This window comes from Puerhibacterium puerhi, assembly GCF_009846865.1.
GTDB lineage: Bacteria > Actinomycetota > Actinomycetes > Actinomycetales > Cellulomonadaceae > Puerhibacterium > Puerhibacterium puerhi.
The window spans coordinates 15735-29518 of sequence record NZ_WUWN01000036.1; the positions used below are offsets into that span (position 1 = coordinate 15735).

Below are 13784 nucleotides of genomic sequence, written 5' to 3' on the forward strand. Positions count from 1 at the left end.
ACCCGGGGCATTCCGGTGGACAGCTCGTTTCCACCGATCTGTACACACCGGCGGATCGCTCTGACCTGCGAAGACGCCCATCGCCAGCCGTGCGTCCCCACAGGTGTGGACGTAGTCTGTGGAGAAGTGGTCATGAGTGCCCGGGTCGTCCGTACACACCTGTGCACATCCCTGTGGACAGGTGTGGACAGCCCCGCGAGATGCTGTGGATCGCGGCAGGGGTACCGGTGGACACCTGTGGGTACGAGCAGCGGTGTCCACAGGGCTCCCCTGCTCGTGCACAGGCGCGGCCCCAGCGCGTCCACACGCAGAAAGAGCCTCTGACCTGCGGAAACATGCGATTCCCACATGTTCCACAACACCGATGACAACGACGACAGATCTCTCAGGAAGGAATCCACCGAGCCTTCATCGGGCCGAGGCCCCGTCCCGTGCGCCGGCCGGGACGACAGCCCGTGGCCACGACCGAACCACAGCCCGGAGGGGCCGGCAGCCCGGAGGGCGAGCACGGCACCGCACCCGTGACCTCGTCGACGGCGCGCCCCGGTCGTCCCGCACCCCGCTCGCCGCACCGGTCCCCGTGGGCCCCGCCCTGCACCGCCACCGACCGCGCGTGCCCGGGCGGGTCCCGGTCGCGTAGGGTTTGCGTCGGACCAGAGTTCGCGACGCCGTGCGGCGTCGCAGACACACGAGGAGTGGGATGAAGTTCCGGGTTGAGCGTGACGTCCTGGCCGATGCCGTCACCTGGACCGCGCGCACGCTCCCCACGCGCCCGCCGGCGCCGGTGCTCGCGGGCGTCCGGATCGAGGCGGACGCCTCGGGTGTCATCGGGCTGTCGAGCTTCGACTACGAGGTCTCCGCGCGCTCGGAGATCCCGGCCGAGGTCGCCGAGCCCGGCACGGTCCTGGTCTCCGGCCGCCTCCTCGCCGAGATCTCCCGCGCGCTGCCGCACAAGCCCGTCGACGTGACGCTCGAGGGCACCAAGGTCGTCGTCACCTGCGGAGCCTCCCGCTTCACGCTCCTGACCATGCCCGTCGAGGACTACCCGACCCTGCCGCAGATGCCGGAGCTCACCGGCACCGTCGGCGGCGACGCGCTCACGCACGCCGTCGCCCAGGTGAGCGTCGCCGCCAGCCGCGACGAGACGCTCCCCCTGCTCACGGGCGTGCGCATGGAGATCGAGGGCGAGCGCATCACGCTGCTGGCCACCGACCGCTACCGCCTCGCCCTGCGCGAGCTGACGTGGACGCCGACGACGCCGGGCTTCTCCGCCGTCGCGCTCGTCAAGGCCCGCACGCTCACCGACGTCGCCAAGTCGCTCGGCAGCGGCGGCGGGCTGGTGAACGTCGGCCTGTCCACCGGCAACGGCCTCGACCTCATCGGCTTCGAGGCGGGCGGCCGCCACACGACGTCGCAGCTCGTGGACGGCGACTACCCGCCGGTGCGACGCCTGTTCCCGGACACCAAGCCGATCCACGCCGTCGTGCCGACCCAGGCCCTCATCGACGCCGCCCGCCGCGTGGCCCTCGTCGCGGAGCGCAACACCCCGATCCGCCTGTCGTTCACCGACGGCCAGGTGGTCCTCGACGCCGGCCAGGGCGACGACGCGCAGGCGTCGGAGGCCCTCGAGGCCGTGCTGGTCGGCGAGGACATCACCGTGGCGTTCAACCCGCAGTTCCTCCTCGACGGCCTGACGGCCCTCGGGACGGACTTCGTGCGGCTGTCGTTCACGCACCCCAACAAGCCTGTCGAGTTCACCGGCCAGGAGTCCCTGGACGGCGACGACTCGGACACCTACCGGTACCTGCTGGTCCCCATCCGCTTCGCCGGCTGAGGTCCCGCCGGTCCAGCGCCGCACCGACGAGAAGCCAGCGTCATCACCACCGCGCAGCGACCGCTGCGCGCCACGCCCGGGCTCCGGCCCGAAGGAGGTTACGCAACCATGGTCAGCCACATCGGCCTCGTCGGTCTCGGCAAGATGGGCAACAACATGCGCGCCCGTCTGCGCCAGGGAGGCATCGAGGTCACGGGCTACGACCCGCGCCCGGAGGTGACCGACGTCGCGACGCTCGCCGACCTGGTCGCCGCGCTCCCCGCCGACCGCCGCGTCGTGTGGGTGATGGTCCCCGCCGGGGAGCCGACGCGCGCCGTCGTCTCCGAGCTCGGCGGCCTGCTGAGCGAGGGCGACATCGTCATCGAGGGCGGCAACTCGCACTACGTGGAGGACCAGACCCGCGCCGAGGAGCTCGCGGCGAACGGCGTCGGCTACGTCGACGTCGGCGTCTCCGGCGGCGTGTGGGGCCTGGAGAACGGCTACGGCCTCATGGTCGGCGGCTCGGACTCCGACATCGAGGCGCTCATGCCGGTCTTCGACGCGCTGCGCCCGGAGGGCCCGCGCGAGGAGGGCTTCGTGCACGCCGGCCCCGTCGGCGCCGGCCACTTCGCCAAGATGGTCCACAACGGCATCGAGTACGGCCTCATGCAGGCCTACGCCGAGGGCTACGAGCTGCTCGCCGCCAAGGACGGCCTCATCACCGACCCGCACGCCACGATGAAGGCGTGGACCCGCGGCACCGTGGTGCGCTCCTGGCTGCTCGACCTCATGGTCCGCGCCCTCGAGGAGGACCCGAAGCTCGCGCAGATCAGCGACTGGGTCGCCGACTCGGGCGAGGGCCGCTGGACGGTCGAGGAGGCCATCAACCTGGCCGTGCCGCTGCCGGTCATCTCGTCCTCGCTGTTCGCGCGCTTCGGCTCGCGCCAGGAGCAGTCGCCGGCGATGAAGGCCGTGGCCGCCCTGCGCCAGCAGTTCGGCGGCCACGCGGTCAAGTCCGCGGGCTGACCCACCGTCGGCCGCGGCCGACGTCGTCGTGACCAGCGCCCTCCGGCCGCCCCACCCGGGCCGGCCGGAGGGCGCACCCGCACCAGGGGCCGCGGGCCGGCCCGCGGCCCGTCCGTCGGCCGGCCGGTCAGCACCCCGTCCCGCACCCACGAGCCTGGCCCGCGCCGGAAGGAGCGCCCGAAGCAGCCATGTACGTCTCGCACCTGTCCCTGCTCGACTTCCGGTCCTACGCGGCCGTCGACGTCGAGCTGGAGCCCGGCCCCAACGCGTTCGTGGGCCGCAACGGGCAGGGCAAGACCAACCTGGTCGAGGCGATCGGCTACGTCGCGACGCTCGGCTCCCACCGGGTCGCCACCGACGCGCCCCTGATCCGGGCCGGCGCCCCGCGCGCCCTCGTGCGCACCCGCATCGTGCGCGGCGACCGCGCCTCGACCGTCGAGCTGGAGATCACGCCCGGCAAGGCGAACCGCGCCCGGATCAACCGCGGCCAGCCGGTGCGCACCCGCGACGTGCTGGGCATCCTGCGCACGGTGCTGTTCGCGCCGGAGGACCTCGCCCTGGTCAAGGGCGACCCCGACGGTCGCCGGCGCTTCCTCGACCAGCTCGTGGTGCAGCTGCTCCCCCGCACCGCCGGCCTGCTCGGCGACTACGACCGTGTGGTGCGGCAGCGCTCGGCCCTGCTGAAGTCGCTGCGGGGCCTGCGCGCCGCGGGCCGCTCGGCCGACCTCACCACGCTGGAGATCTGGGACGCCAAGGCCGCGCAGCTCGGGGCGCAGATCCTCGCGATGCGCCTGCAGCTGCTGCAGGCGCTGCGGCCGCTCGTGGCCGGGGCGTACGAGCAGGTCAGCGACGCCGACGGCGCCGCCGAGCTCGGCTACCGCGCGAGCGCGGCGGGGGCCGGCGACGACGACGGCGGGGACGGCCGCGCGCTCCTGCCGGACGACCCGGGGGCCGCGCCGCCGTCGGCCGCCGAGCTCGAGCAGGCGCTGCTGGCCGCCATGGCCGCCGCGCGCAGCCAGGAGGTGGAGCGGGGCGTGACGCTCGTCGGGCCCCACCGCGACGACCTGGTCCTCACGCTGGGCGGCCTGCCCGCCAAGGGGTACGCCAGCCACGGCGAGTCGTGGTCGTTCGCGCTGGCGCTGCGGCTCGCCTCCTACCGCCTGCTCGGGGGCGGGGCCGACGCCGGGGACGCCGCCGGGGCCGCGACGCCGCCGGCGCTGCCCGCCGGCGGCACGTTCTGGGACCCCGACCTGGGCACCGACGCGGACCCGGTGCTCGTCCTGGACGACGTGTTCGCCGAGCTCGACGTCCGGCGCCGCGAGCGGCTCGCGGAGCTCGTGGCACCCGCCCGGCAGGTGCTCGTCACCGCGGCGGTGCCCGGCGACGTGCCCCCGGGGCTCCTGGCGGCACGCTTCGACGTCACGACGGGGCAGGTGCGCCGTGCGGCCTGAGCCGGGCCCCGGCGCCGTCGGTCCCGAGCCGGGCGCCGCGGAGCCGGGGACCGAGGGCGGTGTCGAGCGGTCCGGCACGGCCGGGTCCCCCGCCGGCTCCGCCTCGGCCGGTTCCTCCGCCTCGACGGACTCGGCGGCCTCAGCAGCCTCGGCGGCCTCGCCCGTGGACGACCCGGACGCGGCGCCGCCCACGCCGCCAGCCGAGGTCGCCCGCGCGGCGCTGAACCGCGCCAGGGCCGCCGCGCGCGCCCGCGGCCTGCGCCCGGGGTCCCCCGCCCGGCGGTCGCCGCTGGCGGAGCCGCGCACCGGCTCGGGCTCCGGCCCCGGCGCCCGCGACCCCCAGCTGCTGTCCGACGTGCTCGGCCGGCTGCTGCGCGAGAAGGGCTGGACGGCGGATGTCTCCGTCGGCGGCGTCATCGGGCGCTGGCGCGAGGTGGTGGGCGACCAGGTGGCCGACCACTGCGCGCCGGAGACGTTCGAGGACAAGGTGCTGGTGGTGCGGGCCGACTCGACGGCCTGGGCCACCCAGGTGCGCCTGCTCGTCCCCACCCTGCTGCGCCGGCTGGCCGAGGAGGTCGGCGAGGGGGTCGTGGACGAGGTCAAGGTGCTCGGCCCCGCCGGCCCGAGCTTCCGGCGCGGGCCGCGGTCGGTGCGCGGCCAGGGTCCCCGGGACACCTGGGGCTGACGGGCCGGCCGACCGGCCGCCGACCGGCCCTCACGGCCTTCCCCGGCGCCCCGTCCGGCCCGGTCGTGCACAGGGTTGTGCACGACTACCCACCGATGTGGACATCCCTGTGGACAAGTCGCGACGATCCAGGTGGGGAACCGGGTGCGCAAAGCGCTCGGATCCGGGGAAAACAGCCCCGAGAAGGTAGACTGGGAGCGTCTTCCCGGGCCCGTGCGCAGGCCCCGTCGGGCGGCACGTCATCCAGCCTCGCTGGCTCGGGCTGTGCCCGCGACGGGTCTCGACGCGTGACCGGGGCGACAGCGACCGACCCGCGGTCTCCCCGGCACCCGCCGGCGAGCTCCCGCGGCCCGGGCACGGGGTCCGGGAACCCGTCGGGCGTGCACGGACGACGAGGAGCGAACCGGCCTGTGGCGAATCGGAACGACGGCGGATACGACGCCGGGAACATCACCGTCCTGGAAGGTCTCGAGGCCGTCCGCAAGCGCCCGGGCATGTACATCGGCTCCACGGGCGAGCGCGGCCTGCACCACCTGGTCTACGAGGTCGTCGACAACTCGGTGGACGAGGCCCTGGCCGGCTACGCCGACACCATCGACGTGACGCTGCTGGAGGACGGCGGCGTGCGCGTCCGGGACAACGGCCGCGGCATCCCGGTCGCCATGCACCCCACCGAGGGCAAGCCGACGCTCGAGGTCGTCATGACGATCCTGCACGCCGGCGGCAAGTTCGGCGGCGGCGGCTACGCCGTCTCCGGCGGCCTGCACGGCGTGGGCATCTCCGTCGTCAACGCGCTGTCCACCCGCGTGGTCTCCGAGGTGGCGCGCGACGGGTACCGCTGGCGCCAGGAGTTCGCCAACGGCGGCAACCCGGCCACGGGCCTGGAGCGCCTCGAGGCGACCGAGGAGACCGGCACCACCCAGACGTTCTGGGCGGACCCGGAGATCTTCGAGACCACGACGTTCGACTTCGAGACCCTGCGGGCGCGCTTCCAGCAGATGGCGTTCCTCAACAAGGGCCTGACCATCACGCTGACCGACGAGCGGTCCAAGCACGCGGACACCGACGACGAGGTCGTCGGCACGGACGGCGTGCCGGACGCCGACGGCGTCGCGGTGGCGGCCGCGACGGACGGCGCCCCGCACGCCGACGGCGCGACGGACGGCGCGGCGAAGAAGGCCGCGCGCACGGTCACCTACCGCTACGACGGCGGCCTGACGGACTACGTCAAGCACCTCAACGCCGGCAAGAAGGTCGAGCTCGTCCACGCCGACGTCATCGACTTCGAGGCCGAGGACACCGAGAAGAAGATCTCGGTCGAGGTCGCGATGCAGTGGACCAGCGCCTACAGCGAGTCCGTGCACACCTACGCCAACACGATCTCGACGACCGAGGGCGGCACGCACGAGGAGGGCTTCCGCACGGCGCTGACGAGCATCGTCAACACCTACGCGCGCGACAAGGCCATCCTCAAGGAGAAGGAGGACAACCTCACGGGCGACGACGTCCGCGAGGGCCTGACCGCCGTCATCTCCGTCAAGCTCGGCGAGCCGCAGTTCGAGGGCCAGACCAAGACCAAGCTGGGCAACACCGAGGCCAAGACCTTCGTCCAGCGGGTCGTGCGCGAGCAGCTCACCGACTGGTTCGACGCCCACCCGAACGAGGCCAGGGACATCATCCGCAAGGCCATCTCGGCGTCGCAGGCGCGCATCGCGGCCCGCAAGGCGCGCGAGGCCACGCGCCGCAAGGGCCTGCTGAGCAGCGGCGGCATGCCGGGCAAGCTCAAGGACTGCCAGTCCAACCGCCCGGAGGAGAGCGAGATCTACATCGTCGAGGGCGACTCGGCGGGCGGCTCGGCGGTCCGGGGCCGCAACCCGTACAACCAGGCGATCCTGCCGCTGCGCGGCAAGATCCTGAACGTCGAGCGGGCCCGCCTCGACAAGGCGCTGTCCAACGCCGAGGTCCAGGCGCTCATCACGGCGTTCGGCACCGGCATCGGCGAGGACTTCGACGCCTCGAAGCTGCGGTACCACAAGATCATCCTCATGGCCGACGCCGACGTGGACGGCCAGCACATCGCGACGCTGCTGCTCACGCTGCTGTTCCGGTACATGCGCCCGCTGATCGAGCACGGCCACGTCTACCTCGCGATGCCGCCCCTGTACCGCCTCAAGTGGTCCAACGCGCCGCACGACTACGTGTACTCCGACAAGGAGCGCGACGCGTTCCTCGCCGAGGGGCTCAAGGCCGGCAAGCGCATCCCCAAGGACAACGGGATCCAGCGCTACAAGGGTCTGGGCGAGATGGACTACTCGGAGCTGTGGGAGACCACCATGGACCCGGACAACCGCACCCTGCGGCAGGTCACCATGGACGACGCCGCGGCCGCCGACGAGATCTTCTCGATGCTCATGGGCGAGGACGTCGAGTCCCGCCGCAGCTTCATCCAGCGCAACGCCAAGGACGTCCGCTTCCTCGACATCTGACGGGCCGGCGGCGCGCACCCCTGCGCGCCGCCGCCCCGTGTCGAAGGCCAGCGGTAGGGACGCGCCCGTGGCGGCGTGGGAAGGATCAGATCGATGACTGACGAGACGCCGGGCACCAACCTCCCGGACGACGGCGACCAGGCGCCCGAGGCGGACGCCCCGCTCGCGGTGCACCACGGGCGCATCGAGCAGGTCGACCTCAACCTCGAGATGCAGCGCAGCTACCTCGACTACGCGATGAGCGTGATCGTGGGCCGCGCGCTGCCCGACGTGCGCGACGGCCTCAAGCCGGTGCACCGGCGCGTGCTGTACGCGATGTACGACGGCGGGTACCGCCCCGACCGGTCGTACTCGAAGTGCTCGCGCGTCGTCGGCGACGTCATGGGCAAGTACCACCCGCACGGCGACACGGCGATCTACGACACGCTCGTGCGCCTGGTGCAGGACTGGTCGCTGCGCTACCCGCTGGTGGCGGGCCAGGGCAACTTCGGCTCGCCCGGCAACGACCCCGCGGCGGCCCCGCGGTACACGGAGTGCCGCATGGCGCCCATCTCGATGGAGATGGTCCGCGACATCGACAAGAACACCGTCGACTTCCAGGACAACTACGACGGGCGCGAGCAGGAGCCCACCGTCCTGCCGTCGCGGTTCCCGAACCTGCTGGTCAACGGCTCGGCCGGCATCGCCGTCGGCATGGCCACCAACATCCCGCCGCACAACCTGCGCGAGGTGGCCGAGGGCGTCAAGTGGCACCTGGCCCACCCGGACGCCTCCCGCGAGGAGCTGCTCGCGGCGCTCATGCAGCGCATCAAGGGCCCGGACTTCCCCACCGGTGCGCAGATCCTCGGCACCAAGGGCATCGAGGACGCCTACCGCACCGGCCGCGGCTCCATCACGATGCGCGCGGTGGTCAACGTCGAGGAGATCCAGAACCGGATCTGCCTCGTCGTCACCGAGCTGCCCTACCAGGTCAACCCGGACAACCTCGCCGCCAAGATCGCCGACCTCGTCAACGACGGCCGCATCCAGGGCATCGCCGACATCCGCGACGAGACGTCGGGCCGCACGGGCCAGCGCCTGGTGATCGTGCTCAAGCGCGACGCCGTCGCCAAGGTCGTGCTCAACAACCTGTACAAGCACACGCAGCTGCAGGACACGTTCGGCGCGAACATGCTGGCGCTGGTCGACGACGTGCCGCGCACCCTGAGCCTCGACGCGTTCGTCCGGCACTGGGTGACGCACCAGATCGACGTCGTGCGCCGGCGCACCGAGTACGAGCTGGCCGACGCCGAGCGCCGCATCCACATCCTGCGCGGCTACCTCGCGGCGCTCGACGCGCTCGACGAGGTCATCGCGCTGATCCGCCGCTCCCCCGACGTCGACCAGGCACGCGCCGGCCTCATGGAGCTGCTGCGCGTCGACGAGGAGCAGGCCAACGCCATCCTCGCGCTGCAGCTGCGCCGCCTGGCCGCCCTCGAGCGGCAGAAGATCATCGACGAGCACGCCGAGATCGAGGCGCAGATCCGCGACCTGCGGGACATCCTGGCCCGCCCCGAGCGCCAGCGGTCGATCGTCGGCGAGGAGCTCGACGGCATCGTCGAGAAGTACGGCGACGAGCGGCGCACGCACATCCTGCCGTTCGACGGCGACATGTCGGTCGAGGACCTCATCCCCGAGGAGGAGGTCGTCGTCACCATCACGCGCGGCGGCTACGCCAAGCGCACCCGCACCGACGCCTACCGCCAGCAGAAGCGCGGCGGCAAGGGCGTGCGCGGGACCCAGCTGCGCGAGGACGACATCGTCGAGCACTTCTTCACCACGACGACGCACCACTGGCTGCTGTTCTTCACCAACCTCGGGCGCGTCTACCGGGCCAAGGGCTACGAGCTGCCCGAGGGCTCGCGCGACGCCAAGGGCCAGCACGTGGCCAACATGCTGGCGTTCCAGCCGGGCGAGCGGATCGCCCAGGTGCTCGACCTGCGCGACTACGACCAGGCCGAGTACCTGGTGCTGGCCACGCGCCGCGGCCTGGTGAAGAAGACCCGGCTGGCGGAGTACAACTCCCCGCGCTCGGCCGGCCTCATCGCCATCAACCTGCGCGAGGACGAGGACGGCAACCCCGACGAGCTCATCGGCGCCATGTTGGTGGACTCCGACAACGACATCATGCTCGTGTCCCGCAAGGGCCAGTCGATCCGCTTCCGGGCCGACGACGACACGCTGCGCCCCATGGGCCGGGCGACCTCCGGCGTGACCGGCATGAAGTTCCGCGAGGGCGACGAGGTGCTGGCCGCCGACGTCGTGCGCGAGGACGCCTACCTGTTCACGGTGACCGAGGGCGGCACGGCCAAGCGCACCGCGCTGACGGTGGACAACTACCGTCAGCAGGGCCGCGGCGGCCTGGGCATCCGGGTCGCGAACCTGCCGGAGGACCGCGGCGACCTGGTCGGTGCCCTCGTGGTGGACGACGGCGACGAGGTCCTGGTCATCATGGAGCGCGGCAAGATCGTGCGCTCCGCCGTGGACGAGGTCCGCGCCACCGGCCGCACCACGCAGGGCGTCACCTTCGCCAAGCCCGACAAGGGGGACCGGATCATCGCGGTGGCCCGGAACGTCGAGCGACGGGCCGAGGAGGAGTCCGATAGCGTGGACGGAGCCAGCGTCGACGGCCAGGGGGCCGCCGGGGCTGATCCTGCTGACGCCGAGGCCGACGTCGCCGCGACCGACACCGGTGCCGGCGACCCGGCCGACGTGGACGAGAACTGACCAGCGGACGCGAGGACACGATGAGCAGCGAGAAGAGCGCACCCCGGGCGGCAGGGGGCAAGCAGGCCGCCGGGAAGACGGCCGCGTCGTCGAAGCCGGGGGCGTCCACGTCGCCGGTGCCGCCTCCGCCGTCGGCCGCGAAGGCCGCCACGAAGGCCGCCACGAAGACTGACGAGCGCCCGGCGCAGCGGACCACGCAGCTGCCCGCCGTCTCGGCGCCCGCGGGCGCCGAGACGGGGAACCAGGCGGGCGGCAAGTCGGGGAACCAGGGCTCCGGCCAGCGCGGCGACGCCCCGGGCGACGCCGGTGCGGCCGGCGAGGGCGCCAAGGCGGGTGCCGTGAAGGCCGCGCAGGCGGCCCTGGCCGCGGCGCGCACCGCCGCGAAGAAGGTCCAGTCCGCGGCGACGACGAGCCCGTCCACCACGGTGGGCAAGGGCGCCGAGGCCGACGCCGCGGCGGCAGGCGCCGTCCCGGCCAATGGGCGCCGTGCCCCGGGCGCCGCGGCGCCCGCCGGCCCGCGCGAGATGCACTACGAGAGCGCCGTGCGGTTCACCGGCACGCCGGCGGCCGCGGCGGGCGTCGACTCCGGCGCGCAGCCGCTCGTCGCCGGGCCGCGCCCGGCCGGCGGCGGCCCGCGCCGCGTGCGCCTCGTGGTCTCCCGCATCGACCCGTGGTCGGTGATGAAGCTGGCGTTCCTGCTCTCGGTCGCCATCGGCATCATCACCGTCGTCGCGACGGCGGTGTTCTGGCTCGTCATCGACGGCATGGGCGTCTTCACGACGATCGAGAACTTCATCCGCGACGCGGTCGGCTCGGACACCGACGTCAACGTCATGCAGTTCGTGGAGTTCGACCGCCTGGTGTCGCTCTCGACGCTCGTCGCGGTGATCAACATCGTCATCCTCACCGCGCTGGCCACCATCATGGCGATCATCTACAACATCGTGGCGGCGCTGGTCGGGGGCCTGCACGTGACCCTCACCGACGACTGAGCGCCCGCGGCGCACGTCACACCCGGCAGGCCCGTCACCGGTTTGGTGGCGGGCCTGCGCCTACGGTAAGTTCTCGTGCTGCACGCGCTGCGGCGCGGGCCCGGGGCTATAGCTCAGACGGTTAGAGCGCTTCCCTGATAAGGAAGAGGTCGGAGGTTCAAGTCCTCCTAGCCCCACTCTCAGCACCGCCCGGCGGGAGTCGCCCCCGGGATCGTGCCCGCCGCCGGCGAAGAGACGAGGAGGCCTCGTGAAGAAGCTGTTCCTGTTCCTGGCCGCGGTGGGCGCCGGCTACGTCGTCTGGCGCAAGGTCTCCGAGGGCAACGCCGAGCGCGACCTGTGGTCCGAGGTCACCGACACCCTCGACTGAGCCTCCGCGGCACCGGCACCACCACCCACGGCCCGCAGACGGGCCGGCACGGGGCCATGGCGCAATTGGTAGCGCACCTGCTTTGCAAGCAGGGGGTTAGGGGTTCGAGTCCCCTTGGCTCCACCAGCACGAAGGCCGCCACCCTCGCGGGTGGCGGCCTTCGTCGTGCGGTGCGGTCGGTTGGGGGCGGCGTGCCGGTCGTGGCCGGCGGGAGCCCCGGGGCCCCGCCGGCCGGCCGGTCACTCCGGCTTGGACTCCTCGGTGGCCGAGGTCTCGGGCGTGGCCTCGCCCTCCACCTTCTCCGTGGCGGCCACGGCGGCGTCCTCGGCGTTCTGCTGCGGGGCGTCGCCCGACGTCTCGGCACCGCCCTGCTCGCCGCCCTGCTCGCCGCGCTTGGTCGACGTGCGGGCCCGCTGCGTCGCCTTCTTCGCGGCCTCCGTGGCCTTGTCGACGGCGTCGTTGACGCGCTCGGAGACCTCGCCGCGCACCTCGGTGGCGCGCTCGGCGAGCTTCTCCCCCGCCTCGCGGCCGCGGGCCACGGCCGCGCCGGCCGCCTCGCCCACGGCCTCGGCGGCGTCGCCGGCCCGGTGCTTGGCCTCGCGGGCCACGCCGTCGTAGTCCGGCTTGCTGGTCTGCTCCCAGGGTTCGGCCCAGGGGTCGTTCTGCGGCTGCGCACGCTTCCAGAAGACGTAGCCGACGGCGGCGGCACCGGCCAGCAGGAGCCACACGACGCCGCGCTTGCGGCCGGAGCGCGCCTCCTTGGCGGCCTGCTTCGCCGCCTTCCGGGCGGCCTTCTTCGTGCCCTTCTCGGCGACCGCGGCGACCGTGCCCGCTGCCGCGGCACCCGTGCCGGCGGCCTTGGCGGCGGCCTCGTTGAACGCGGCGACGACGCGGGGCAGGTACTCGTCCACGAGCTTGTCGTGCGCCGTGTCGACGGCCTCGGTGGCCTTGACGTGCGCCGTGTCGACGAGGGGGCCGAGGCGCTCGTGCGCCGTGTCGAGCAGGGGGGCTGCCTTGCCCGCCGCCCGCTCGACGCGCGGCGCCGCCGCCTGGACGCCCTCCTGCCAGGCCTTCTCCGCGCGCGGCCGGAGCCACTCGAGGAAGTCCTGCACGTGCGGCTCGGCCCACTCGCGGGCCTGGCCGGCGGCGACCTTGGCCTGCCCGCTCAGCACGGCGGCCTCCTTGGCCGCCCGGGCGCTCGCCTCGGACAGTGCGGCCGCGAGCTGCGCGGCCTGTTCCTTGATCTTCTCGGAGTCGATCGGGGGCACCGTTTCAGCAACGCTCTTTCGCACCATGGGCCCATGCTGCCACCCGAGGCGACGGAGCGCGCGACGGCTCCCTGGGCGGCCCGCAGGCCAGGCGCCCGTGCGAGGATGGGCGCATGTTCGCAACCCTCCACACCACCCTCGGCGACATCCGCGTCGAGCTGCTGCCGAACCACGCGCCGAAGACGGTCCGGAACTTCGTCGGGCTGGCCACCGGCACCCAGACGTGGACCGACCCCACGACGGGTGAGGAGAAGACCGGCACGCCGCTGTACGACGGCGTCATCTTCCACCGCGTGATCGACAACTTCATGATCCAGGGCGGCGACCCGCTCGGCACCGGCACCGGCGGCCCGGGCTACATGTTCGACGACGAGATCCACCCGGAGCTGCACTTCTCCGAGCCGTACATCCTCGCGATGGCCAACGCCGGCAAGCGCCGCAACCCGGTGACCGGCGAGGTGTCCGGCACCAACGGGTCGCAGTTCTTCATCACGACGACGGCCACGCCGTGGCTCGACGGCAAGCACACGATCTTCGGCAAGGTCGCCGACGACGAGTCGCGCGCCGTCGTCGACGCGATCGGCACGACGAAGACCCGCCCGGGCGACCGTCCGGTCGAGGACATCGTCATCCGCAGCATCTCGATCGAGGACTGACCCCGCCGCGAGGCCCCGGGGCCGCCACCGGCGCACCGGGGCCTCCCACGGCGCGGGCCGGCCGCGGGCACCGACGCGGTGCCCGCGGCCGGCCCGCGCCCCGCGCCCGCCGCAGCCCCCCGCCCCCCCCCCCGCCCCCCCCCCCCCCCCCGCGCCCCCCCGCCCCCCCGCCGCCCTACGGCAGGGCGCATACGCCGCGGGGCGCACGGCCTCCGCGGACGTCTCCGCGCCCGACCCCGGCCGACTGTGCCAAGCGCCGACTGTGGCGAGCCTC

The 13784-nt window shown here is 73.4% G+C and carries 10 protein-coding genes and 2 tRNA genes; 11 read left to right on the forward strand and 1 reads right to left on the reverse strand.

Annotated features, from left to right (window positions below; genetic code table 11):
* Positions 1-700 precede the first annotated feature (700 nt).
* The 10 genes from dnaN (at position 701) to GSF02_RS14910 (ending at position 11712) form a co-directional block, all read left to right on the forward strand.
* Entirely contained in the window at positions 701-1834 is a 1134-nt protein-coding gene (gene dnaN / locus GSF02_RS14870; RefSeq protein ID WP_159797875.1) for a DNA polymerase III subunit beta, read from the forward strand.
* A gap of 108 nt (positions 1835-1942) precedes the next feature.
* A complete protein-coding gene (gene gnd / locus GSF02_RS14875) occupies positions 1943-2839 on the forward strand; it encodes a phosphogluconate dehydrogenase (NAD(+)-dependent, decarboxylating) (RefSeq protein WP_159797877.1) in 897 nt (298 codons plus the stop codon).
* Positions 2840-3027: 188 nt separating this feature from the next.
* The gene (gene recF / locus GSF02_RS14880; protein ID WP_159797879.1) at positions 3028-4290 is read left to right on the forward strand and encodes a DNA replication/repair protein RecF; all 1263 of its coding nucleotides are present in this window, start codon (positions 3028-3030) and stop codon (positions 4288-4290) included.
* Between the two features lie 163 nt (positions 4291-4453).
* Complete coding sequence (locus GSF02_RS14885; RefSeq protein WP_159797881.1) at positions 4454-4975, forward strand: DUF721 domain-containing protein; 522 nt, start codon at positions 4454-4456, stop codon at positions 4973-4975.
* Positions 4976-5385: 410 nt separating this feature from the next.
* Positions 5386-7461: a DNA topoisomerase (ATP-hydrolyzing) subunit B gene (gene gyrB, locus GSF02_RS14890; protein WP_159797883.1), complete on the forward strand. Its 2076-nt coding sequence runs from the start codon at positions 5386-5388 to the stop codon at positions 7459-7461.
* Between the two features lie 93 nt (positions 7462-7554).
* Positions 7555-10227, forward strand: a complete 2673-nt coding sequence (gene gyrA / locus GSF02_RS14895) for a DNA gyrase subunit A (protein ID WP_235915602.1) — start codon at positions 7555-7557, stop codon at positions 10225-10227.
* Between the two features lie 20 nt (positions 10228-10247).
* The gene (locus GSF02_RS18915; protein WP_235915603.1) at positions 10248-11219 is read left to right on the forward strand and encodes a DUF3566 domain-containing protein; all 972 of its coding nucleotides are present in this window, start codon (positions 10248-10250) and stop codon (positions 11217-11219) included.
* A 102-nt stretch (positions 11220-11321) separates the two neighbouring features.
* Positions 11322-11395 (forward strand) — tRNA-Ile (locus GSF02_RS14905).
* A gap of 71 nt (positions 11396-11466) precedes the next feature.
* Positions 11467-11586: a DLW-39 family protein gene (locus GSF02_RS18665; RefSeq protein WP_211100092.1), complete on the forward strand. Its 120-nt coding sequence runs from the start codon at positions 11467-11469 to the stop codon at positions 11584-11586.
* Positions 11587-11636: 50 nt separating this feature from the next.
* Positions 11637-11712 (forward strand) — tRNA-Ala (locus GSF02_RS14910).
* Between the two features lie 113 nt (positions 11713-11825).
* Here GSF02_RS14910 and GSF02_RS14915 read toward each other — a convergent pair.
* Entirely contained in the window at positions 11826-12881 is a 1056-nt protein-coding gene (locus tag GSF02_RS14915; RefSeq protein WP_201308950.1) for a hypothetical protein, read from the reverse strand.
* An 86-nt stretch (positions 12882-12967) separates the two neighbouring features.
* On the opposite strand from GSF02_RS14915, the gene GSF02_RS14920 reads away from it, so the two are divergent.
* On the forward strand, positions 12968-13510 hold the full coding sequence (locus tag GSF02_RS14920; protein ID WP_159797885.1) for a peptidylprolyl isomerase: 543 nt from the start codon (positions 12968-12970) through the stop codon (positions 13508-13510).
* Positions 13511-13784: the final 274 nt, after the last annotated feature.

Bases quoted from the DNA above. Each gene is read 5' to 3' on its own strand.
- gyrA (WP_235915602.1), top strand. From the start codon at position 7,555: ATGACTGACGAGACGCCGGGCACCAACCTCCCGGACGACGGCGACCAG.
- recF (WP_159797879.1), top strand. From the start codon at position 3,028: ATGTACGTCTCGCACCTGTCCCTGCTCGACTTCCGGTCCTACGCGGCC.
- GSF02_RS14920 (WP_159797885.1), top strand. From the start codon at position 12,968: ATGTTCGCAACCCTCCACACCACCCTCGGCGACATCCGCGTCGAGCTG.
- gnd (WP_159797877.1), top strand. From the start codon at position 1,943: ATGGTCAGCCACATCGGCCTCGTCGGTCTCGGCAAGATGGGCAACAAC.
- GSF02_RS18915 (WP_235915603.1), top strand. From the start codon at position 10,248: ATGAGCAGCGAGAAGAGCGCACCCCGGGCGGCAGGGGGCAAGCAGGCC.
- GSF02_RS14915 (WP_201308950.1), bottom strand. From the start codon at position 12,881: ATGGTGCGAAAGAGCGTTGCTGAAACGGTGCCCCCGATCGACTCCGAG.
- dnaN (WP_159797875.1), top strand. From the start codon at position 701: ATGAAGTTCCGGGTTGAGCGTGACGTCCTGGCCGATGCCGTCACCTGG.